The 22413-nt window shown below is 48.7% G+C and carries 16 protein-coding genes and 1 tRNA gene; 6 read left to right on the forward strand and 11 right to left on the reverse strand.

Translation table 11 applies throughout. The features are described 5' to 3' along the window. Positions 1-16: 16 nt before the first annotated feature. Entirely contained in the window at positions 17-1753 is a 1737-nt protein-coding gene (locus BLU97_RS03750; RefSeq protein WP_074760296.1) for a RagB/SusD family nutrient uptake outer membrane protein, read from the reverse strand. 43 nt (positions 1754-1796) lie between these two features. Further along, positions 1797-4910, reverse strand: coding sequence for a SusC/RagA family TonB-linked outer membrane protein (locus tag BLU97_RS03755; RefSeq protein WP_074760297.1), 3114 nt, complete (start codon positions 4908-4910; stop codon positions 1797-1799). A 245-nt stretch (positions 4911-5155) separates the two neighbouring features. Between BLU97_RS03755 and BLU97_RS03760 the strand changes: the two genes are divergently transcribed. After that, on the forward strand, positions 5156-6691 hold the full coding sequence (locus BLU97_RS03760) for a substrate-binding domain-containing protein (RefSeq protein WP_175456286.1): 1536 nt from the start codon (positions 5156-5158) through the stop codon (positions 6689-6691). Between the two features lie 77 nt (positions 6692-6768). Beyond that, positions 6769-7425, forward strand: coding sequence for a uracil phosphoribosyltransferase (gene upp, locus BLU97_RS03765; protein ID WP_033150812.1), 657 nt, complete (start codon positions 6769-6771; stop codon positions 7423-7425). 43 nt (positions 7426-7468) lie between these two features. On the opposite strand, the gene BLU97_RS03770 is transcribed toward upp, so the two are convergent. The 7 genes from BLU97_RS03770 to BLU97_RS03800 all read right to left on the reverse strand — a co-directional run bounded on the left by BLU97_RS03770 (position 7469) and on the right by BLU97_RS03800 (position 16708). Next, positions 7469-8974, reverse strand: a complete 1506-nt coding sequence (locus BLU97_RS03770) for an SLC13 family permease (protein ID WP_175456287.1) — start codon at positions 8972-8974, stop codon at positions 7469-7471. Between the two features lie 197 nt (positions 8975-9171). Next, on the reverse strand, positions 9172-10179 hold the full coding sequence (locus tag BLU97_RS03775) for a 2-oxoacid:ferredoxin oxidoreductase subunit beta (protein ID WP_028906645.1): 1008 nt from the start codon (positions 10177-10179) through the stop codon (positions 9172-9174). A gap of 46 nt (positions 10180-10225) precedes the next feature. Further along, entirely contained in the window at positions 10226-12067 is a 1842-nt protein-coding gene (locus BLU97_RS03780) for a 2-oxoacid:acceptor oxidoreductase subunit alpha (protein WP_074760405.1), read from the reverse strand. A gap of 167 nt (positions 12068-12234) precedes the next feature. Further along, positions 12235-12307 (reverse strand) — tRNA-Pro (locus BLU97_RS03785). Between the two features lie 90 nt (positions 12308-12397). Further along, positions 12398-14452 (reverse strand): hypothetical protein, encoded by a 2055-nt coding sequence (locus BLU97_RS03790; RefSeq protein WP_139208739.1) that lies wholly within the window; start codon positions 14450-14452, stop codon positions 12398-12400. After that, positions 14430-15269, reverse strand: coding sequence for a hypothetical protein (locus tag BLU97_RS03795; protein WP_074760300.1), 840 nt, complete (start codon positions 15267-15269; stop codon positions 14430-14432). Before BLU97_RS03795 ends, BLU97_RS03790 begins: the two co-directional genes overlap by 23 nt. An 80-nt stretch (positions 15270-15349) precedes the next feature. Further along, positions 15350-16708, reverse strand: a complete 1359-nt coding sequence (locus BLU97_RS03800; protein ID WP_074760301.1) for a UDP-N-acetylmuramoyl-tripeptide--D-alanyl-D-alanine ligase — start codon at positions 16706-16708, stop codon at positions 15350-15352. Between the two features lie 87 nt (positions 16709-16795). Between BLU97_RS03800 and folP the strand changes: the two genes are divergently transcribed. Genes folP through BLU97_RS03820 form a run of 4 tightly spaced genes read left to right on the forward strand, consistent with a single transcriptional unit; the run spans position 16796 to position 20650 of the window. Beyond that, positions 16796-17596 carry a dihydropteroate synthase gene (gene folP, locus BLU97_RS03805; protein ID WP_074760302.1) on the forward strand — a complete coding sequence of 267 codons (801 nt, stop codon included), beginning with the start codon at positions 16796-16798 and terminating at the stop codon, positions 17594-17596. Between the two features lie 2 nt (positions 17597-17598). After that, entirely contained in the window at positions 17599-18381 is a 783-nt protein-coding gene (gene cdaA, locus BLU97_RS03810) for a diadenylate cyclase CdaA (RefSeq protein ID WP_074760303.1), read from the forward strand. Between the two features lie 39 nt (positions 18382-18420). After that, positions 18421-19431, forward strand: a complete 1011-nt coding sequence (pta, locus tag BLU97_RS03815; protein ID WP_074760304.1) for a phosphate acetyltransferase — start codon at positions 18421-18423, stop codon at positions 19429-19431. Between the two features lie 25 nt (positions 19432-19456). Continuing rightward, complete coding sequence (locus BLU97_RS03820) at positions 19457-20650, forward strand: acetate kinase (RefSeq protein WP_074760305.1); 1194 nt, start codon at positions 19457-19459, stop codon at positions 20648-20650. A 52-nt stretch (positions 20651-20702) separates the two neighbouring features. On the opposite strand, the gene BLU97_RS03825 is transcribed toward BLU97_RS03820, so the two are convergent. Both BLU97_RS03825 and BLU97_RS03830 read right to left on the reverse strand, forming a co-directional pair. After that, entirely contained in the window at positions 20703-21875 is a 1173-nt protein-coding gene (locus BLU97_RS03825; RefSeq protein ID WP_074760306.1) for a porin family protein, read from the reverse strand. Further along, positions 21872-22411 carry an RNA polymerase sigma factor gene (locus tag BLU97_RS03830; RefSeq protein WP_074760307.1) on the reverse strand — a complete coding sequence of 180 codons (540 nt, stop codon included), beginning with the start codon at positions 22409-22411 and terminating at the stop codon, positions 21872-21874. The genes BLU97_RS03825 and BLU97_RS03830 overlap by 4 nt, the downstream gene beginning before the upstream one ends. Positions 22412-22413: the final 2 nt, after the last annotated feature.

Here is a 22413-nt window from a genome sequence, read left to right on the forward strand (position 1 = left end):
AATTGTCAATTATCAATTAATTATATCCCTTGTTCTGAGTATAGAGACCTGGCACATAGTAGAGCTGGATGTATGGCAGAGGGAAGTACTCGTTTTTAGCAGGAGTGAAGTGAGCATCCTTGTAGTACTGTGCGTATGTCTGTCCATCGTATACCATATCCTTTTCAATCTCGAAGAAGTTGTTAAGAGTCTTTGAGGCAATACCCCAGCGGCGCAGGTCGAAGAAACGATGATTCTCCATGGCCAACTCCAGTCGGCGCTCCCACTGCAAACACTTGCGGGCACTCTCCTTATCCTGGAAGTAAGATGCAGGATAGAGTGCAATTTCGCACTGATCAGCTGCATAGGCGATGTGCTTTGCAACAGAGTTCTTGGCACGCTGACGGATATCGTTGATGATAGTACGGGCACCTTCCAGGTCGCCAGTTTCTACCATAGCCTCGGCACGCATCAGCATCACGTCGGTATAGCGAAATACATAGTCGTTCATGGCGAAAGCCTGCCAAGGATTGTCGAATGTCTCACCCTTTGATCGCTGTGGCACTTCCTTTAATGAGGCATAGTAGCCATAAGTGTTAGGTGTGCGAGAGTTGTCCTTTGTCATAGTATATTCTACCTCATATTTGTATGGGAAGGTAGGCATACCTACTGTGTGGAAGAGGCGTGGATCCCACTTCTGTGCATTGGGCACACCATTGGTAGGATAGGCAATCTCCTTGTTGTAGTCGTCGAACATAGGCAGTCCGTCCTTGGTCTTGAAAGCGTTCACCAGATTCTGTGTTGGCTTGTGGAAGTCCCATCCACACGACCAAATACCCCAGCAACCATTCAGCATGTTACTCCAGTTGGCACGACCATAGAGTGTATTATCATCCTGATAGTCTGAGTGCTGTACAGCGAACACGCTCTCCTTAGAATTCTTGTACTCAGGAAGGAAAATATCTCCGAAATCCTCCAGATAGCCATACTGCGAATTGGCTACTTCCTGTGTATACTTCAATACTTCCTGCATGTATTGGGTGTTGATGTGGCTTACACCAGTGTTTGCCTCGTAGCCATCACCCCAAGCCATAGTAAGGTAGCACTTTGCCAGATAGGCAGCAGCAGCAATCTTGTTGGCGCGTCCGCCCTCAGCCTGTGTTGCTGGCAGAACGTCGTAGGCTGCCTTGAAGTCGGCAACAATCTTCTGCATCAGCTCATCATGTGTGAACTCATCGTTGCGAGTCTGCTCCTCAGAGTGAACCTTATAAACTTCCTCGTCAATCCAGGGCACCTGATTCCACATCTGTACCAACTTGAAGTAGAAGTGTGCACGCAGGAAACGAACCTCACCCTCGCGGATAGCCTTTGTCTGAGCGTCCATCTTGTCATCGTTGGCCAACGATACCAATGCACGGTTGCAACGGCTGACAGAGCAGTAGAAGTGATACCAGAGCTCGTCCATATGGTCGGGGGTAGAAGCGGTAAGAGTAGACCAAACCTCAACGGGGTGGTAGTTAGTATCGGTAGTTCCCGATCCGCCTTTCATGGCATCGTCTGATGATACGTCGCCATAAGGCCAGAGGTTAAACGGATAGGTGTACCAGTCGTCGCCCAATTTGGCGTAAGCTGCAGTTACCATTTCTTCGGGCTGACTCATGGCAATGTCTTCGCTAATGACACCCTTTGGAGTTACGTCGATGAAATCGTTGCACGATGTTAGCGTACCGCAAACGATCAGACCTGCACAGATTGTTTTATATATTGTCTTCATAACTATAATCTTTTTAACTATTATACCTTTTTCTTTTTCACCTTTAGAAGCTTGTCTGGATACCAAATGAGATGCTGGTGCTGTTAGGATACATCCAACGTGGGTTCTCTGGGTCCGAGCAGGTAAGTGAACTACTCTTGATAGTGAGCAGATTGTGACCTGAAACGTAAACACGTGCACTTGTCATGTTCAACTTGCTGATGATGCTCTTGGGCAGGTTGTAACCAATCTGTACCTGGCGCAACTTCCCGTATGAACCATTCTCAACGAAGTAGGTTGATGTGCGGTTCTCGTTACCAGTATTGTTGGTGGTAAGAGCAGGGATGGTGCTGCTGGTGTTGCCAGTGGTCCATGCACCCAGCATGCGGTTTCCCTTATTAGATCCGGCATCGGTAAGACTGTAGAAGTCGGTCTGGAATTTCTGGTCGTTATATACGTCCTGACCAGCAACACCCTGCCAGAACATATTGAAGTCGAAGTTCTTGTAGCTAAGATCTACATTCAAACCCCAAGAGAAGTTGGGTACTGGGTTGAAAATCCAAGTCTGGTCTTGCTCGTTGATGATGCCATTACCATCCAGATCGGCATACTTCAAACCACCTACACGGGCGTTGTCCTGACCGCTTGCCAGCACTTCCTCACGATTTTGGAATAATCCGTCGACTACATAACCTACGATTGAACCATAAGGACGACCAGATTCTACCAGATTCTCTTTAGCTGTATGAACATACGAACCAGTTGTCGTCTCAGGAAGATAAGTAACCTTTGAGCGGTAGAAGTCGATGTTTCCGTTTACGTTGTACTGCAGACCGTATTCTGTTGTATGACGATAGCCGAGAGCAAACTCCATACCCCAGTTCTGCAGGCTTGGACCATTGAGCCAGCTGGCACCGCCTTCACCCATCGAACCCAAATATGCGGGGTTAATCAGCATGTCCTTCACCTTCTTAATATAGGTATCGAATGTACCATAGAGTGAGCTACCGAAGAAGCGGAAATCGAGACCTGCATTCCACTGTTCTGTGGTCTCCCACTTCAGGTCATTGTTCTGAGCCTGTGTAGCACGGAATCCTGATGGGAATATACCGCTACCAGCCAGTGCAAGATCGTAAGCAGTCGACTCATTGCGTGCACCTCCATAGGTGGCAGCATAGAGCCCGTAGCGAGCATAGTTCGAGATGGCCTGATTACCAGTCTGTCCCCAAGATGCGCGAATCTTCAAGTCATCAATCCAACTCTGTCCGAGGTGCTGTGATATACGATAACCGAGTGTTGCAGCAGGGAATGTACCGTAGCGGTTGTTCTCACCAAAGCGGCTTGAACCGTCGTGACGGATGGTGAACGAAGCTAGTATCAGGTCCTTGAAATTATAGTCGACCTTGCCGAAGAATGAAACCAGGTTGTAACCCTCCTGGATACCAGTTGCACGTTGTGTGCCAGTTGCAGCATCGGGATACATATAGTCGTAGTTCTCGAGTGCGAACATCTGTGCGTAGGCATTCGACCACTCGTTGATATCTCTGTGAAGTTCGATACCACCCAGTACGATGAACGAGTGATCGGTGCCAAGTGTGAAGTTATAGTTGGCGGTATTCGACCATGTCCACTTAACTGAAGTCTTTGCTCCCATGTTGGCAGATGGGGTAGAGTTGTTTACCACGTCAGAGTGCCAAGTATAAGTAACGCTGTGGATATTCTCCGACCATAGGTCAAGTCCGAAGTTTGAACGCAGCAGCAGACCCTTGATTGGCTCGAAATTAACGTATGCATTACCGAAAACACGCCACATCTTCAGACGATTGTCGCGATTATGATACAGCTCGCGCAGTGGGTTCTGACGGTCGCTCATGCCACCTACAGGACCAGAGAATGTAACGCCGTCTTCTTCGTATACAGGCAGAGTTGGCGACATCTTAAGCGCATTCTCCAGGGGTTGGCAGTCTACCTGATTAGAATATGTAATAGTAGCATTCTCACCTACAGTAATAAGTTTGTTTACTTTGAAACTTGTGTTGATACGGCCTGAGAAACTCTCGAAGTCAGTGTACTTAAGAATACCGCTGTTCTTCTTGTAGCCAAATGAGAACAGAGCCGATGACTTATCTGTAGCATTAGAGATAGAAAGGTCGTAATTCTGTGAGAAACCTGTGCGTGAAATCTCCTTCAACCAGTCGGTATCACTGAAGCGCATGGTTCTCTTAGAGTTCATATACCCGTCGTACAAACCATTAACGGTAAAGTTCTCCATCTGTCCTGTTGCGGGGTTATAGGCAGAGATGGGTGTACCGCTGCCAGCGTGCAGAGTCAAACCGTAATTATTGGCATATGCCTCAGGATCCAATCCGTCGTTCATGGCGGCCTGAGCCATTGCTGTAGCGTATTCAGATGTATTCGAAAGACTCATCATGCTCTGCTTGTTGTAGAACTGAGCCGTGAGATTGGCCGAGAAGTCTACTTTTACCTTGTCGCCCTTTTTACCGCTACGTGTCGTGATGATGATGACACCATTGGCAGCTCGGCTACCATAGATAGAGGCAGAAGCGGCGTCCTTCAGCACCTGCATCGACTCGATGTCGTTCATGTTCAGTGTGTTCAGGTTGGTGGTTGTTGGCACACCATCGATAACGAACAGCGGATCCTGTGAAGAGTTGAATGAACCAATACCACGTATACGTACTGTACCTGCGCCTACTGGCGATCCATTACTAGTAATCGTCATACCAGGAACCTTTCCCTGCAGAGCACGCATTGGGTCGGTATCAGAAGAACTCTTCAAGTCTTTTGTTTCCACTACAGAAACAGAACCTGTCAGGTCTGCCTTACGTTGGGTCTGATAACCTGTTACTACAACCTCTGCCAGTTCCTTGGCATTGTCTTTCAGTGTTACCTGCATACCATCTTTTGCTGGCAATTCCTGTGTCTTGTAGCCAATGTACGTGATAACCAGCGTTGTACCAGGATTAACCTTAATCTTAAAGTTACCGTCGAAATCAGTAATAGTACCGTTCGAGGTCCCTTTTTCCATAACTGTGGCACCAATAATGCTTTCGCCTGTAGCGTCGACCACTGTACCGCTAATTTGCGTCTGCGCGTACACGATGGTACTTGTCAGCAAGAGTGTAAAACTCAGAAACATTTTCTTTAGTTGTTCCATTGTTGATCGTTTTAATTGTTAGTACTCAATTTGATTTGAAATTCTGCTGCAAAAGTACAAATGTATCGTTAGCACAGCGTTAAAATATCGTTCATCACGTTCAAAAATTGTTTCAATGTATCATATTTGTTATCAAATGAACGTTTTTTGTTAGTATCTGTTGGCAAATATACAAAAATTACGCAAGAATGTCTTGTATATCAGAACTTTTTTTTATATTTGCCGACAGAAAGCTTAAAACAATTATGAGGAACTTATCAATTTACCTTTTTACGTTTGCTGCAGTCCTGCTGATGGGTTGCAAGCAAAACGAGTCTAAATATATAATAGGTGTTTCACAATGTTCTGAGGATATATGGCGTGATTGGCAGAACGCCGAGATGAGAATGGAGGCCAACTTTCATGAGGGTGTAGAACTGCGCTTTACCGCTGCTCACGACGATTCTGAACTTCAGAGCAGTCAGATAGATAGTCTGGTAGAGAGTGGTATCAATCTGCTGATTGTGGCTCCCAACCAGCTCTCGTCGGTGTCGCCTGCTATCGACCGTGCCTACGATAAGGGCATTCCCGTTATCGTGTTCGAACGTAAAACCGACTCGCGTAAATACTCTGCCTTTGTGAGTGCTGATAACTATGAGATGGGACATCTGATGGGTGAATACATCGCTACCCAACTTGGTGGTAAGGGGCAGATAATGGAAGTGAAAGGACTGAAAGGTTCATCGCCTGCCGAGGAGCGTTATAATGGCTTCCATGTGGCTTTGGCTGCCTATCCTGATATTAAGGTGGTGGCCGAAATACAAGGCGACTGGACTGAGCCTACGGCTTATCAGGCCGTTAAGAACTGGAAGGGCGATATGAACAGTATCGATCTGGTTTTCGGACATAACGATCGTTCTGCTATTGGGGCCCGTAAGGCCTTCGAAGAACGAGGCGCCAAACTGCCCATGTTCTGTGGTATCGATGCCTTGCCAGGACCTGATGGTGGTATCCAACAGGTGCGCGATTCGCTCCTCGATGCCTCGTATATCTATCCTACACGTGGCGACCAACTGCTACAACTGGCCCTCGACATCCTCGATGGCAAAGAATATCCAAGAGAAACCTTGCTTACCTCGGCTTTGGTAACCCGCGATAACGCTACGGTACTGTTACTTGAAAGCGATGAGGTGGTGCGCCAGGCGCATAATCTGAGTAAGCTTCAGAAAAAGGCCGCAAGCTATCTTGAACAACTGTCAACACAGCGCACCATCTCGTTGCTGGCACTCGTGTTGTTGGCATTGCTGGTACTTATATTAGTACTCTTTATTCTCTATCATCGTTCCAGAGTGTCGGCCCAGCGCGAGCGTATTGTCAATAACCTGTGGAACATGAAGGCACCAGCTGAGCCGGTACGGCCTGCCGATCAACAGTCTACGGCTGCACAGCCCGTCGTACAACCCGTAGATGAGGCTGCTGAATCGGCCAAGGAGCCGCTATTCATCGTGCGCTTCAAGGATGTGGTCGAGGCCCGTCTCTCCGATAGTGATCTGAGTGTTGATGATTTGGCTGCTGCTATGAACCTGAGTCGTGTACAGCTGTACCGTAAAGTTAAGGCCATCTCTGGTTCGTCGCCTGTCGAGCTGTTGCGTTCTGCCCGACTGAATCGCGGCTATCAGTTACTGGTCAAAGGCGATAAGACCATCGCCGAGGTAGCCTACGAGGTTGGTTTCACCGCCCCCAGCTACTTTACCAAGTGTTTCAAGGATGAATTTGGAATCAGTCCTTCCGATCTGTCCTAACTCAGCATGTTTTTCCCATAAAAACTTGTCACTGTCATTTTAAATTTGTACTTTTGCCGCAAAAATGTAAGTATATGATTGAAGTAGTAGATTTTAGCAAAACCAATTCGGTTATCAATTTGTACATGTCGGAACTGAGAGACAAGAACTATCAGAAGAACCGTCTGTTGTTCCGTCATAATATCAAGCGTGTGGGCGAGATGATGGCCTACGAGTTGTCGAAAACCTTGGAGTATCGTCCTAAGACGATTACAACACCATTGGGCACCATCGATATCCAGCTGCCAAAGGAAGACCTGCTGATTGCCACTGTGCTGCGTGCCGGTCTGCCTTTCCACGAGGGCTTTATCAATGTGTTCGACCATGCCGATAACGCCTTTGTATCGGCCTATCGTATGTACACCAACCGTGAACATACCGAGGTGGGCGTGCATACCGAGTATCTGGCTGCACCAAGTGCTAAAGGCAAAACGCTGGTAATTGTTGATCCTATGCTGGCTACGGGTGGCTCGATGGCTGCCAGTATCGAGGCGTTAGTGAAGACGGGCAAGCCTAAGAAGATTCATGTGGCTTGTGTGATTGCTGTTCCCGAGGGACTTGAGGTTGTGAAAAGTGCGCTTCCCGATGGCTCTACTATCTGGTGTGCTGCTATCGACCCAGGTATGAACGAACATAAGTATATCGTTCCTGGCTTCGGTGACTGTGGCGACCTCTGCTACGGAGAGAAGTTATAAAAAGAAAAATCCCGCTCAACCGAGCGGGATTTCTTTTTTCTATTTAGATGAGGTGAAGTGTTCCCATCAGGTAAACCAGACCGAAGCCTAATACCATTGAAATGATACCCATTACGATACCCATTTTGGCCATGTCGTTCTGTTTTACATAGCCAGTAGCAAATGCCAGTGCATTTGGTGGGGTAGAGATAGGCAGAATCATAGCACTCGATGCTGCGATGGCCACACCGATCAGTACGGTTGGGGTACCACCGATAGGAGCCAGCTTGTCGCCCATAGCGCCACAAACAATGGCAAGGATAGGCATGAGCAGTGCTGCAGTAGCCGAGTTGGAGATGAAGTTGCTGAGCAGGTAGCAGATAGCGCCTCCCATCAGCAGAATGAGCAGTGGTGAGAACTCGCCGAAGGGGATGCTCTCAACAGCGTTAGCAGCCAGACCTGATGCATTCAAGCCATAACCCAGGGCGAAACCACCGGCAACCATCCAGATAACACTCCAGTTAATCTGCTCCAGGTCGCGCTTGGTAATCACACCTGTCAGGGCGAATACCATGAATGGAATCATAGCTACTGTATATGAGTTGATACCGGTAACACGGTCGAGCAACCAGAGAGCTACGGTTACAAAGAAGGTAACGATAACTACGGTAGAGTGGAAGCCCTTCTTCATGCCACCCTCGATGTTCAGCTCAATGGTTTTCTGTGTGAATGGGAATGCCTTGAGCAGAATGCGCCAGCTGATGAACAGCAGCAGAATAACGAGTGGGAACATGAACATCATCCACTGACCGAAACCGAGACCGAGGTTCAATCCCTCTGGGTCGTTCAGATACTTCAGAGCGATGGTGTTTGGAGGTGTACCGATAGGGGTACCCATACCACCTAAGTTGGCAGCTACAGGAATACTCATAGCCAAGGCTACACGACCCTTACCCTCGGGAGGCAACTGGTGGAACACAGGGGTGAGGAATGTCAGCATCATGGCAGCAGTAGCTGTGTTAGATACGAACATCGAGAACAAACCGGTGATGAGCAGGAAACCCAACAGTACCATCTCACTGCGTGTGCCGAAAGGCTTCAGCAGCACCTTGGCCAACTGGGCATCGAGACCGGTCTTGGTAGCGGCAATAGCCAGTACGAATCCACCGATAAACAGCATAATCACTGGGTCGGCGAAGGTGGCCATCACACCTTTGTAACTAAGTAACTTACCTACTTCTTCTTCGTTCACCATCGGCAATATTCCGCTATCCGTACAGAATAACAACATGAGCACTATGATGGCTACTGATGTGGCCCACGAGCTTACAATTTCGAAAACCCACATGAGCGTAGCAAACGCAAAGATAGCGATGATGCGCTGCTGAATGACGGTAAGGTTCTGGATGCCATACCATTCGGCAGGCATATTCCAAAGTAACAGAGTAATGAGAGCTACAAGTGCAATCTTAATAGCTCGTTTGGTACCATCGGCAGGATAGTACTTACGATTGTGACGCATTTTGTGATACGCCTCAACAAGATGAAATCCTTCGTAAATGTGAAACATATGTTATAAGTTATAATTTAATATTTGGTTTTAAGTAAAAATCGAGCGCAAAGATAATCATTTATTGAGAAATTAGTTTTATAGTTGAGAGAAAAAACGATAAATGAGTGTATTTTTACACAAAAATCATCCCCACGACGATTTGCCATGGGGATGATTGATATGTGGAGTTTACAAACTCGCGGGTAATTTAGAGGTTATTTAACCTCCCAGATGTCGTTGGTCTCGAGCAACTCCTCAAAGTTATGATACTTCTTTTGGGCAGCTACCTCAGCCAGCTGTGCATGAACGGCATCGTTGTAGGTTGGAGCCTCTACATCGCGGATTACACCGAGAGCGATGGGGAATCCATCCTCAGGTGTCATCATGGCCAGCTTCAGCTGTAGGGTGTTATCCTCGCAGTGAGCGTCGTGTACCAGTACATCGTCGATGGTGTAGCCATCCTTGCCAATCTCAACTACTTTCAGTCCGAAGCCCTGCTGTACCAGTCCGAACTCGTTGTTCTCGCCGAATACCAGTTTCTCACCGTGCTTTACATAGATGGCGTTCTTCTTACGCCCCTCGTTGTTGTAAACCACATCGTGGCAGTGGTCGTTGAAGATCACGCAGTTCTGCAGAACCTCTGTTACACTGGCACCCTTGTGTTCGTAAGCAGCCTTCAGTACCTCAACAGTACCCTTGGCATCGGTAGCCACGCAACGGGCAAAGAAGTGACCGCGGGCACCGAAGCAAAGCTCGGCAGGACGGAAGGGATCCTCTACGGTACCGTAAGGACTCGACTTAGATACGAAGCCACGGGGTGAGGTGGGTGAGTACTGACCCTTAGTCAGACCGTAGATACGGTTATTGAGCAGAATCATGTTCAGGTCGATGTTACGACGGTTGGCATGAATAAAGTGGTTACCACCGATAGCCAGTCCGTCACCATCACCTGATACCTGCCATACGGTCAGGTTGGGGTTAGCAACCTTGGCACCGGTAGCGATGGCAGCGGCACGACCGTGGATGGTGTTCATGCCGTAGGTTGCCATGTAGTGAGGCAGACGGCTCGAACAACCGATGCCAGAGATGACTGCTACGTTCTCGGGAGCTACGCCAATCTCGGCCATAGCCTTATGGAGTGAGGCCAGGAAGAAGTGGTCACCGCAACCAGGGCACCAACGAGGCTGGCCTTTCTTAAAATCTTGTGCTGTATAACTCATAATAGTTTACTTCTTTTAGTCGCTACGCTTTGTAAAAGCGCTAAAGCGGTTACTTTAAAATTTCCTCGAATGCGTTCACTAACTCTTCTACTACGAAAGGCTGACCCTTAACCTGATTGAACTGGTAAGGTACGAAGCCGTCAACCTTCATGCGGAGGTAAGCGGCCAGCTGACCCATGTTCTGCTCGGCTACTACCACCTTCTTGTATTTAGTAAGAACGGCAGTAGTGTTCTTTGGCAGTGGGTTCAGATACTTGAACTGAGCCTGAGCTACCTTGTGGCCCTTAGCCTTCAGCTCATCCATAGCTGAGTGCAGGTGACCATAGGTAGAACCGAAGCCAACAATCAGCAGGTCGGCATCGGCGTCGCCGTCAACTTCAAGGTCGGGCACCTGGATATTGTCAATCTTCTGCTGGCGCAGACGAGTCATCAGATCGTGGTTCTCAGGGTTGGTAGAGATAGCACCTGTGTTAGAGTCCTTCTCCAGTCCACCCAGGATATGAGCAAAGCCCTCGCGACCAGGAACAGCCCAGTAGCGGGTTCCGTTCTCGGCACGCATGTATGGTGTCCACTTACCCTTCAGCTCCTCAGGAACATAAGGAGGATTGATGGCATCGAGCTTAGCCATCTCGGGCAGCTTAAAGGCACCAGAACCATTAGCGATATAAGCATCGGTAAGCAGTACTACAGGTGTCATATGCTCCAAAGCCATCTTGGCTGCCTGGTAAGCAGCGTCGAAACAGTCGGCAGGACTGGTAGCAGCCATTACAGGCATGGGGCTTTCACCGTTACGTCCGAACAGAGCCTGCAGCAGGTCGGTCTGCTCACTCTTGGTTGGCAGACCAGTAGCAGGACCACCACGCTGTACGTCGAGTACTACGAGTGGCAACTCCATAATCACAGCCAGGTTCATGGCCTCGCTCTTCAAGCAAACACCAGGACCAGAGGTTGAGGTAACACCAAGTGCACCGGCGAACGAAGCACCGAGAGCCGAGGCACAGCCCGAAATCTCATCCTCGCACTGTACGGTGATGACACCGCACGACTTGTGCTTACTGAGCTCGTGCAGCACGTCGGTTGCAGGAGTGATAGGATAAGAACCTAAGTAAAGGCGCAGACCAGCCTTCTCGGCAGCAGCGATGAAGCCGTAAGCGGTAGCCTTGTTACCGGTGATATCCATATAGCGTCCAGGAGTCTTCTCCTTGGTTTCTACGCGATAAACATTGATAGCGCTTGAGTGTGTGTTGTGACCGTAGTCCCAACCAGCCTGAATCACCTTGATGTTAGCCTCGGCGATAGCAGGCTTCTTGGCAAACTTTTCACGCAGGAAGTTAGCTACGAGGTTCAGGTCGCGATCGAAGAGCCAGCAAACCAATCCGAGCGCGAACATGTTTCTACATTTCAGCATAGCCTTGTTGTCCATACCGCTGTCGGCTAGACAATCCTTAACCATGGTAGTGAGAGGGCACTGGATCACACGGTCGGGGTCGATGCCCATCTCGCCAAGGTAATCCTCGGTAGCAAACTGGGCCTTCTCCAGATCCTTAGGACCGAATGAGTCTGTGTCGATGATAATCGTTGCACCGGGCTTGGCGTAACGATACTGAGTCTTCAGCGCGGCTGCATTCATGGCTACGAGCACGTCGCACTTGTCACCAGGGGTGTAAACTTTACCAGCACCGATGTGTACCTGGAAACCTGATACACCAGTGAGCGAACCTTGCGGGGCGCGGATGTCGGCTGGATAGTCGGGGAATGTTGAAATGCCGTTACCAACGGTGGCACTGACCGTAGAGAAGATGTTTCCAGCAAGCTGCATGCCGTCGCCGGAGTCACCAGAGAAGCGTACGACCACTTGGTCAAGCTCCTTCACTTCCAATGTTTCTGCCATAATATTCAGTTTTGTTTCTAACGTTTCTAACTTACGGGGTGCAAATTTATTCAATTTTAGCGGAATATCCAAGGGAAAACGCAAAAAAATGCATTTCTGGACGAAAATTTATACATAAAGCCATAAAAAAGGTGGCCGTTTTACACAGTCACCTCTCTTGCTCTAGGTCGGGATGAGGCGACTCGAACGCCCGACCCCTACGTCCCGAACGTAGTGCGCTACCAACTGCGCTACATCCCGATTTTGCGGGTGATTCCGAAGAATCGCCTGCAAAGGTACATCTATTTTTTGAAATACGTGCACGAAAAGGGATAATTTTTACTAAATCCCTTATTTATGCTTACTGTAGTATTGACGGAACTGGTCGTACTCATCGCACTTGGAAATATACGCTGGTTTGTTGGATGTATTCTCAACCATATTGTACACATTCTGGAAGGCGCGGAACTGCCATGATTCGCGGTTATACTGTCTGATATAGTCGGCTGCCTGCTCGTTCCATTCGTTGCTGGTCCACAGCTTAGCGCCAGGTGTGGCGTTGTAAAGTTCCTGCCAGCCCATGGCAAACATAGCCTTCAACTTCAGGTTCTTATCCTTTGTCATGGTTGTCTTCTGCAACAGTTCCGCAGCTTTAGCACCAAAGTCAATCTCGTTTACACGTACCGAGTCGTAGATATTCTTCGAGTTGCGGAGCAGCCACCAGCAGTCGCCTTTCAAACTGGCTTGGGCATAGCGTACGGCCAGGTCGTAATAACGCTGGTCGAGAGCTTTGTCTTGCAACAGGTTCAGCGAACTTTCCATGGTCTGCATTTCCTTGCAGAATTCGAGTTTGATGTTTTTGTTCCACTTCTGCTCGCGCTTGTTGGCATTGCTGCTATCAAGCCACTGGCGTGTTAGCCATGGCTCAACATTGTACTTGCGTGCTGTAGAATAATAAAGGTACTCCTGACTGTGGTGATAGTTAAAGTAGGCCAGGGGCAGTTTGCTGAGCCACTCGATGGCCTTGTCCCATTTGGCTAAGCGCATGTACTTGGTGCCGATGAGCTCGATGTACGATGAATCGTTGATTTGGAACTGGCGTTGCAGGAACTGGTCGAAGGGTTTGTCGCCTGGTGCCTTGGTGTAATGGAAGAATTTCTCCAGGTCGGCCACAGGCATGGTTTCCATACGCTCGATGTAATCGGTGTTGTTAGTGATAATCATCAGCGCCAACTGCTGCTCGGGTTTGTTCTGATAGTGGGGCACGATAGCCTGATACGAGAGTCGTCGCAATGCACTGTCAAAGAATCCGTCGGCTGTTTGCTGTTTAGACTGCATCCATGTCAGCTCTTCGGTAAAATACGTGTCAAAACTGTCGCTGGGTTTAGCTGTGGCGGTAGTCATGAAGAATTTCAACACGCGGGCATTATCCTTCATACGCTGGGTACCTTCCATTTGCATGGCGGTGTTGATGTCTTTCAGGGCTTCCTGTTTCTTGCCTGCCAGGTATTCGAGCCAGGCTTTCGCACTCTGCCACATAATGGGTGTTTCGGTTTTACCTTCGCGTACCACTTTCTGACAGAACTGCTGCATCTGAGCCGACTCCTGCTGGTTGATGTCGCGGATAAAGAGCTTACCGCCCAAAGCTCCTTCGGTCTTGGCATCTTCAGCTTCCTGAGCATTGTTTACAAAGTCCTGCAACAGGAATGGCAGCACCTTGGCATTGGGGTTCTGCTGGTATTGCTGACTGATGGCCTGGAACGAGCGTTTCTTATAATAGATGGTCATCAAACTCTCGTAGTCGTCCATCTCGGCAAACATCTCGCCAGCTTCGGCTGTGCGACCGCTCTTATACAGGGCACCGGCATAGATGTTCTTCATCATATCCTTATATACGGTCTCGATGAATTTGCTGGCTGTTTGCTCCCAGAAGTTAATGTTGTCCTGATGGCGACCCAATATCATGTTGCAGCGCATATAGAGCAGGGCATGCTGCGAGCGCAGTTTGGTCTTGGTTTTGCCAATGGCATAGGTGCGTACCGTTTGCAGGTCGCGTTTCTGGGCGTTTATGTCCTGAGGAGTGGGGTAGTTCCACTCGTATTGCTTGCGCTGTTCAATATCTACGCAGTTCAGGTATTTCTTCAGGTTCTGTAGGTAGCTCACCATCAGGACATCGCCTTTCTTTCGGGCGGCCTTGATGGCATCGTCGGCATTAAACCAGAAGTACTCCTCGGTAGATCCGAGATAGGCTTTCCAGTTGTCGTTGCAGATACGCTCCACACGGTTCTTAAAGTTCTTCTGCTCGTACATGCTGAACAGATAGAAGTTGGTGGTGTCCCACCACAAGCATGCCATCATGGGCATGGCGAATACACATAAAAGGCTAATGATGATAAATCTCTTCATAGGTCTCGGTCTTATATCTGTTAATGTTATCTGTTTCTAAATGATAGGTAATGATAGCCTTGGTCAGGCTGGGGCGCTCTTTTTCTAACGCTTTCTTTACTTTCAATATCTCGTCTGCCTCAACGGTATGCTCTATCCTTACGTTCTGTATGTTGCGTATCCACTGGTAAACGGGGTAGGCAGCAGCAAGGGGTAGCCTATACTGAGCCAGCTTGTTAAGGTATGGATACACATCGCGGTAGTCGAGAATGGGATTCCTTTCCTGCCACTTACGTGGATCGCCTGTGTTGTAAACCATCAGCACGCCATAATCCACGTGTGGCACAGGCATTGATAGCTGATGCAGTCGGATGGTGGTTGACAGTTGATAGTGGATAGTTGATAGTTGTGATTTTATGGCTTCCAGGAACTGATAGTACGTGGCGCGACTCTTCGAGGTGTAGTCGCAGTCAATCTGTATCTCGTGAACGTTGCCGATGTGGTTGGTCTTGTTCATCTGCATAATGCGTTTTACCAGCTTTTCGGCCAGGTCCTTGTGGGGTTTGTGCATACAGTCCTCGGTAATGTAAACGGTGGGGATGAGTTCGATGCCGGCTGGTAACGTATCAGTAAAAGCGATGGTGGCATTGGGCTTGGGCTCAGTGCCATCATCGCTCATCACTACATCAAAATATCTGCAATATACCTTATTAATATGGTGCTGCTTTAAGAAGGCTCGCTCGGTAGAATCCAGATGCAAGTCGGTGCGCCAGTAGTACACACCATAACTCTGCTCAAGGCTCTCGTCTTGATACCTCTGCTTTCCGCAACTAATCATTAGCAACCCTAGCAGGCAAGTCCACACAATGTAACCTTTGAAACTCAATGTTCAATGTTCCATGGTCAATGTTCAATGCTTTACAGTAGTTCGGGCAGTTGATAGAGCTTTGTGCTGTTTGAACCCTTGATAAGAATGTAATGGTCTGTTGGCTGTTCGGCAGCGATGGCGGCTTTCACCTCCTCTACATCCTTAAACTTACGGAAGTCGCACTGGGTGTCCTCAAACTCTTCGCCTACCAACCATACGGTTTTGATATCCGATGTCTTCAGATAGTCAACCACATGCTGGTGCTCCTCGGCCGATACCTCGCCGAGTTCACGCATGGCACCAAGGATAGCCATCTTGTTGTCGGCCTGCATAATCTTGAAATTCTCGAGGGCGGCCTGCATCGATGAGGGGTTGGCATTATAGGCATCTACTATCAGGTGGTTCTTCTCGGTAACGGTCATCTGACTGCGGTTGTTAGATGGTTCGTAGGCTTCGAGGGCGGCTACAATCTTTTTGCGATCTACACCAAAGTTGATACCTACGGCGATGGCTGCCAGCAGGTTGTCGATGTTATACGATCCAATCAGCTTGGTCTGTACCTTATGCCACTTGGTGCTGCGACCTTCTTCTTCGAGTACCATCAAAGGCTCGCGCCAACGGAACTTCAGGAATGGGTTGCACTCCAATACCTCGCCGCTGATGCACGAGTACTGGTTGTCGGGATCGGTAGAGTAGGGTGATAACCACATCTCCTCGTCGTCGCTAATCTGATCTATCAGGTGCTCGTTGTCGGCATTGATAAAGATAAGACTGTCCTCGCGACTGCGCAGGAAATCGTAAAGTTCGCATTTTGTTTTAATCACACCTTCGAACGAGCCGAAGCCCTGCAAGTGGGCACGACCAACGTTGGTAATCAGTCCGCAAGTAGGTTCAGCGGTCTCAGCCAGCGTCTTGATGTCGCCAGGGTGACTGGCACCCATCTCAATTACGGCTATTTCGTGCTCCTTGTTCAAGCGGAACAGCGTCTTGGGTACACCTACATCATTGTTAAAGTTTCCCTGGGTGTAGAGCACATTGTATTTCTGTGAGAGCACAGCGGCAATAAGCTCCTTGGTGGTGGTCTTGCCGTTGGTGCCTGTGATACCGATTACGGGGATATCGAACTGGCGGCGATGCTCGCGGGCCAGGTCCTTGAAAGTCTGCAGCGCATCATCAACTAGGATGATTCGCTTAGCTAGACTATCTAGAGGGTCTAGGTTATCTAGAACACTTGCTTCATCAACGATGGCATAAGCACAGCCTTTTTCGAGTGCCTGCAAGGCGAACTTATTACCATTAAACGACTCACCTTTCAGTGCCAGAAAGATGCTTCCTTCGGGGCAGTCACGACTATCGGTTGTGATGCACGGATGCTGCTCATACAGCTTGTATAGTTCCTTAATATCCATAAACTTCGTTATTTTTGGTGCAAAGATAGTGAAAATTCTTAATTCAGGATTCTTAATCCAAAAAAAATGTGTATCTTTGTGGGCGATATGAACGAAACGATTCAAATTCGAGGCAAATTAGTGGATCTCAGCACCCCGCAGGTGATGGGAATCCTGAACGTTACGCCCGACTCTTTTTATGCAGGGAGCCGAGTGCAGACTGAGGCTGAAATTGTTCAGCGTTGTCATCAGATTATCGACGAAGGTGCCAGCATGATTGACGTGGGTGGCTATTCTACCCGTCCTGGTGGCACCGAGGTGTCGGAGGCCGAGGAGATGGAGCGCTTGCGCTTTGGTTTGAAGATTATCCGTCGTGAGTTGCCCGATGCCATTATTTCGGTAGATACGTTCCGTCCCGATGTGGCCCATATGACGGTTGAGGAGTTTGGTGCCGATATCATTAACGATGTGAGCGAAGGCAACGAGACCATGTACCGTTTAGTGTCGCGCTTACGCGTACCTTATATATTAATGTCGCAGCAGCCCACGCTGAAAAGCATGCTGATGTCGTTTGCCCGACAGGTACAGCAGTTGCGTGATTGTGGTGCTTGCGATATCATTCTTGATCCTGGTTTTGGTTTCGGTAAGACGCTGGAGCAGAATTACGAGATTATGAACCAGATGGAGCGTCTGCTCGTGATGGAACTGCCCCTGTTGGTAGGCATCTCGCGTAAATCGATGATTTTTAAACTCTTGGGTACTACGCCTATGGAGTCGCTCAATGGTACTACGGTGCTTAACACCATCTCGCTCATGAAGGGGGCTCACATCCTCCGAGTGCACGATGTCCGTCAGGCTGTAGAATGCGTAAAAATGGTGCAATCGTTAAATAGTCAAATCGCAAAATAAACATGTTCTTCGAGTTTGGCATAAAGGACTTCATCGACATCCTGCTTGTAGCTATGATACTTTACTACATCTACAGGCTGATGCGCGAATCACGTTCGCTTAACGTGTTCATAGGCATTCTGATGTTTGTGATTACGTGGCTGTTCGTGTCGCAGGTGGTCGAGATGAAGTTGCTTGGCTCGATACTTGATAAGCTGGTGAGTGTGGGTGTTATCGCGCTCATCGTACTTTTCCAGGACGAAATCCGTAAGTTCCTTTATAATGTAGGTGCCCATCGTCGTATGCGGGCATTTGCCAAGCTGTTCACATCAAAGGATGTGAGCGAAGATGATAAGAAGGCACTTAAGGAGATTATCATGCCTATAGTGATGGCATCGATGAATATGAGTCGTGGCAAGGTAGGTGCGCTCATCGTGATAGAGCGTGCGATGCCACTCGACGAGATAGCTGTGACGGGCGATCAGATCGACTCCAACATCAATCAGCGACTCATCGAGAACATCTTCTTTAAGAACTCACCCCTGCACGATGGTGCCATGATTGTGTCAAAGAAACGTATCAAGGCCGCAGGTTGTATCCTGCCGGTAAGTCACGATATGGATATCCCAAAGGAGTTGGGTTTGCGACACCGTGCTGCCATGGGCGTATCGCAAGAGAGCGATGCTGTGGCCATCGTTGTATCCGAGGAAACGGGTGGTATCTCTGTCGCCGTTAAAGGCGAGTTCCATCTGCGACTCTCGGCTGAGGAACTGGAGAGTATCCTCACCAAAGAATTAGAACAATAAAGAATTCATATATATAACATTTTAAAACAAATCAAAGTTATGGATCTATTAAGTTCAATTGTAGCGCGTGCTAAAAGTGATAAGCAGCGCATTGTGCTCCCTGAGGCAGAAGAGGAGCGTACACTCTGTGCAGCCGATAAGGCTCTGGCCGACGACCTCGCCGACATCATCCTGATTGGTAACCCTGCTAAGGTTGAGGCTCTGGCTAAGGAGAAGGGACTCACCAATATTGGTAAGGCAACCTTGATCGACCCTGAAAACTACGACAAGAGCGAAGAGCTTGCTGAGAAGCTGGCTGAGATTCGCAAGAGCAAGGGTATGACTATCGAGGAGGCTCGTAAGCTCATTAAGAATCCTCTGTACCTGGGTTGTATGATTATCAAGACCGAAGGTGCCGATGGTCAGATTTCTGGTGCACTCTCTACTACTGGCGATACACTGCGTCCTGCGCTGCAGATTATCAAGTGCCAGCCTGGTATCACCTGCGTAAGCGGTGGTTTGCTGCTCATCTCTAAGCAGAAGCAGTATGGCGAGGATGGCGTATTGGTAGTTGGCGACGTAGCTGTTACCCCAATGCCAGATGCTGCTCAGCTCTCACAGATTGCTGTATGTACCGCTCAAACTGCTAAGAGCGTGGCTGGTTTTGCTGAGCCACGTGTGGCTATGTTCAGCTTCTCTACTAAGGGCTCAGCTAAGCACGAGGTAGTAGATAAGGTAGTTGAGGCTACTCGCTTGGCTAAGGAACTCGATCCAGCACTCAAGATTGATGGTGAGTTGCAGGCCGATGCCGCTCTGGTTCCATCAGTAGGTGCTAAGAAGGCTCCTGGTTCTGATATCGCTGGTAAGGCTAACGTACTGGTATTCCCTAACCTCGAGGTTGGTAACATTGGTTATAAGATGGTTCAGCGCCTGGGCGATGCTATCGCTATCGGTCCTATCCTGCAGGGTATCGCACGTCCTGTAAACGACCTGTCGCGTGGTTGCTCTATCGACGACATCTATTACATGATTGCTATCACTGCTTGTCAGGCAATGGACGCTAAAAAGTAATTGATAATTGAAAATTGATAATAATATGAAAATTCTTGTATTGAATTGTGGCTCTTCATCTATCAAGTACGCCCTGTACAACATGGACGATAAGAGTGTGATGACTAGTGGTGGTGCTGAGCGTGTAGGCTTGGACAATGCCTTTGTAAAGGTAAAGCTGGCCAATGGCGAGAAGAAGCAGATTATGCACGATATCCCCGAGCATACCGAGGGTGTTAAGTTTATCTTCTCTCTGCTTACCGATCCCGAAATCGGTGTGATTAAAGATCTGAAGGAGATCGACGCTGTAGGTCACCGTATGGTGCATGGCGGCGAGAAATTCAATAAGAGCGTGATTCTTACCGACGAGGTTCTGAAGGCTTTCGAGGAGTGCTCTGATCTGGCTCCCCTGCACAACCCTGCTAACCTGAAGGGTGTTAATGCTGTTAAGGAGCTGATGCCAGGTCTGCCTCAGGTAGGTGTATTCGACACCGCCTTCCATCAGACCATGCCTGCCAAGGCTTATATGTACGCTATCCCTTACGATCTGTACGAGAAGTACGGTGTGCGTCGCTATGGTTTCCACGGCACCTCTCACCGTTATGTATCTGCTCGTGCTTGTGAGTTCCTGGGTATCAAGGCCGAGGGTACAAAGATGATTACCTGCCACATCGGTAATGGTGGTTCTATTGCTGCTGTTCTGGATGGCAAGTGCATTGATACCTCAATGGGTCTTACCCCACTCGAGGGTCTGGTAATGGGTACTCGTGCCGGTGATATCGACGGTGGTGCTGTTACCTTCCTTGAGAAGAAACTCGGTCTCGATGCCGATGGTATGAGCAACCTGCTCAACAAGAAGAGTGGTGTAGCTGGTATCACAGGTGGTTCGAGCGATATGCGTGATGTAGAAAACGCTGCCAAGGCTGGTGAGCCCAAGGCTGTGCTGGCTCAGCAGATGTATTTCTATCGTATTAAGAAGTATATCGGTGCTTATGCTGCTGCCATGGGTGGTGTAGATGTGATTGTGTTCACCGCTGGTGTTGGCGAGAACCAGATCTCTATGCGCTCTGAGGTTTGCAAGGGCCTGGAGTTCTTGGGTGTGAAGTTCGACGACGAGAAGAACAATATTCGTGGCGAAGAGGCTATCATCTCAGCCGACGACTCAAAGGTTAAGGTTGTTGTTATCCCAACCGATGAGGAGCTGATGATTGCTACCGACACTATGAATCTGCTGAAGTAAGCATTTTGTCTATTAAATAAGAAAGGACAAAGCTCATACGGGTTTTGTCCTTTCATTTTGTCGGGCTTAGGTCGAACCTGAGGCCCAGCTGCAGGTTGAAGCTTGTTGGTTTATCCTTGAAATAATTATTGATAGTGCTACCATTATCTATATAATGTATGACTCCTGGCTCGGCATACAAACTCAGCTGAGGGATGATATGGTATGCCAATCCCAAACTGCCACCTACCGACCACTGCATGCGATCCTTGTCCATCACCTGATTCACCCCATCGGTATTCGATTCGGCCTTGATATTCCAGTCGGCTTGGGTGCCTGCAGTAAGATAAAGACTGATGCCATGCCATTGCAACAGGTGGGCCTGCAGGTTAAGGGGCACGCCTATGTAGTGGAGCTTCTGATGGCGCTGTATCTCATGGTTGGGCATCAGGGTGGTAAAGGTTGAATTCAGCTTGGTATAAACCAAACCCGAACTGAGCGACAACCAGCTATTGAGTGGATATCCAACAGAAAGACCGAACGATATGGGCTGGTTGTGACTCTCTTGCTCTTCGTAATCTGCTAGAAAAGCACGTGTTGCAGCCACGCGATGCATCAACTGCGGGTTCATCATCACCGCATTCTTATTGTTCATATCGTTGGTGTTACCCTGAGCAAACAGGCCCATGGTAAGGCGCATCGGCTTTTGCTGCTGATGTTTCGCATGAGAATATGCTTTAGGCTCTGCTGACAGAGGGTGATGTACCTGTGGACTTGGTGTATCTTCCTTGGGCTTGTTAGCCGTTTCATCGGGCTGTGTGGCCTTCTCTGTTGGTTCAGGAACTACGTTTTCTGGTAGCATAGCTGTTTCTGCTATCTGTGTAACAGGTTTGGCTGCTGTTACTACCTGAGCAACCAGTTTCTCTGGAGCCTTTACTGCTGCATCTGGGGTGATATCTGCTTGGGTGGCTACGGGCGCTTCTTCCTTATCGGCATGATTGGTAGCCTTAACCTGTGCCACTTGTGGCTGTACGGGCTCGTTGTTCCACATCAGATAGGCACCACCAAACAGCACACCAATGATAGCAGCTGCCATCATCCAACGACGCAGAGCTATGTGGCGCGTCTGACCTTTAGCCTGCTTATCGAGCGAAGCCTCAATGCCCTCCCACAAGTCGCGTGTTGGCTCCTGGTGGTAGTCCTTCAGGTGGTTGTTAAGCCTTTCGGCCCATTCTTCTTGCTTCATATCTCGTGTCGTTTGATGTAATCTGTTATCATTTGGGTGAGTATCTGTCGCGCTCTCGACAACTGTGAGGAGGATGAATTCTCTTTGATGCTTAACTTATTGGCTATTTCGCGATGCGAGCAATGCTCGAACACATACAGGTTTAGTACCATTCTGTAGCCTGTAGGTAGCTTGGCAATCATTGCCGTCAGCACATTGGGCGGTATCCGTTCTATCTCTGGCTCTTCGTCCTGTGTATCAGGGATGACGTCGGTAAACGTCATGCGCTCATGATGTTTCACAAAATCAAAGGCCTTATTAGCAACAATCCTGCCTATCCAACCTTTCAGCGAACCCTCACCTCGGTAATCGAACTTGCCGATAGAGGTAAGGATGGTCACAAAGCTGTCCTGCACCACGTCTTCCACGTCGCTCACTTCGGCTATATACCTTAGTCCGATTGACATGGCATAGCCCTTGTAGCGCTCGTAGAGTTGCCTCATGGCAGCACGATCGCCTTGGTTGATGGCTGATAGCAGTTGCTGTTCGTTCTCCACTT

The sequence above is a fragment of the Xylanibacter ruminicola genome (genome assembly GCF_900107775.1).
GTDB lineage: Bacteria > Bacteroidota > Bacteroidia > Bacteroidales > Bacteroidaceae > Prevotella > Prevotella ruminicola_C.

Excerpts from the sequence above, each read along its gene's own strand:
- BLU97_RS03750 (WP_074760296.1), bottom strand. The coding sequence starts at position 1,753 with ATGAAGACAATATATAAAACAATCTGTGCAGGTCTGATCGTTTGCGGT.
- BLU97_RS03755 (WP_074760297.1), bottom strand. The coding sequence starts at position 4,910 with ATGGAACAACTAAAGAAAATGTTTCTGAGTTTTACACTCTTGCTGACA.
- BLU97_RS03760 (WP_175456286.1), top strand. The coding sequence starts at position 5,156 with ATGAGGAACTTATCAATTTACCTTTTTACGTTTGCTGCAGTCCTGCTG.
- BLU97_RS03770 (WP_175456287.1), bottom strand. The coding sequence starts at position 8,974 with ATGTTTCACATTTACGAAGGATTTCATCTTGTTGAGGCGTATCACAAA.
- BLU97_RS03780 (WP_074760405.1), bottom strand. The coding sequence starts at position 12,067 with ATGGCAGAAACATTGGAAGTGAAGGAGCTTGACCAAGTGGTCGTACGC.
- BLU97_RS03790 (WP_139208739.1), bottom strand. The coding sequence starts at position 14,452 with ATGAAGAGATTTATCATCATTAGCCTTTTATGTGTATTCGCCATGCCC.
- BLU97_RS03795 (WP_074760300.1), bottom strand. The coding sequence starts at position 15,269 with ATGATTAGTTGCGGAAAGCAGAGGTATCAAGACGAGAGCCTTGAGCAG.
- BLU97_RS03800 (WP_074760301.1), bottom strand. The coding sequence starts at position 16,708 with ATGGATATTAAGGAACTATACAAGCTGTATGAGCAGCATCCGTGCATC.
- folP (WP_074760302.1), top strand. The coding sequence starts at position 16,796 with ATGAACGAAACGATTCAAATTCGAGGCAAATTAGTGGATCTCAGCACC.
- cdaA (WP_074760303.1), top strand. The coding sequence starts at position 17,599 with ATGTTCTTCGAGTTTGGCATAAAGGACTTCATCGACATCCTGCTTGTA.
- pta (WP_074760304.1), top strand. The coding sequence starts at position 18,421 with ATGGATCTATTAAGTTCAATTGTAGCGCGTGCTAAAAGTGATAAGCAG.
- BLU97_RS03820 (WP_074760305.1), top strand. The coding sequence starts at position 19,457 with ATGAAAATTCTTGTATTGAATTGTGGCTCTTCATCTATCAAGTACGCC.
- BLU97_RS03825 (WP_074760306.1), bottom strand. The coding sequence starts at position 21,875 with ATGAAGCAAGAAGAATGGGCCGAAAGGCTTAACAACCACCTGAAGGAC.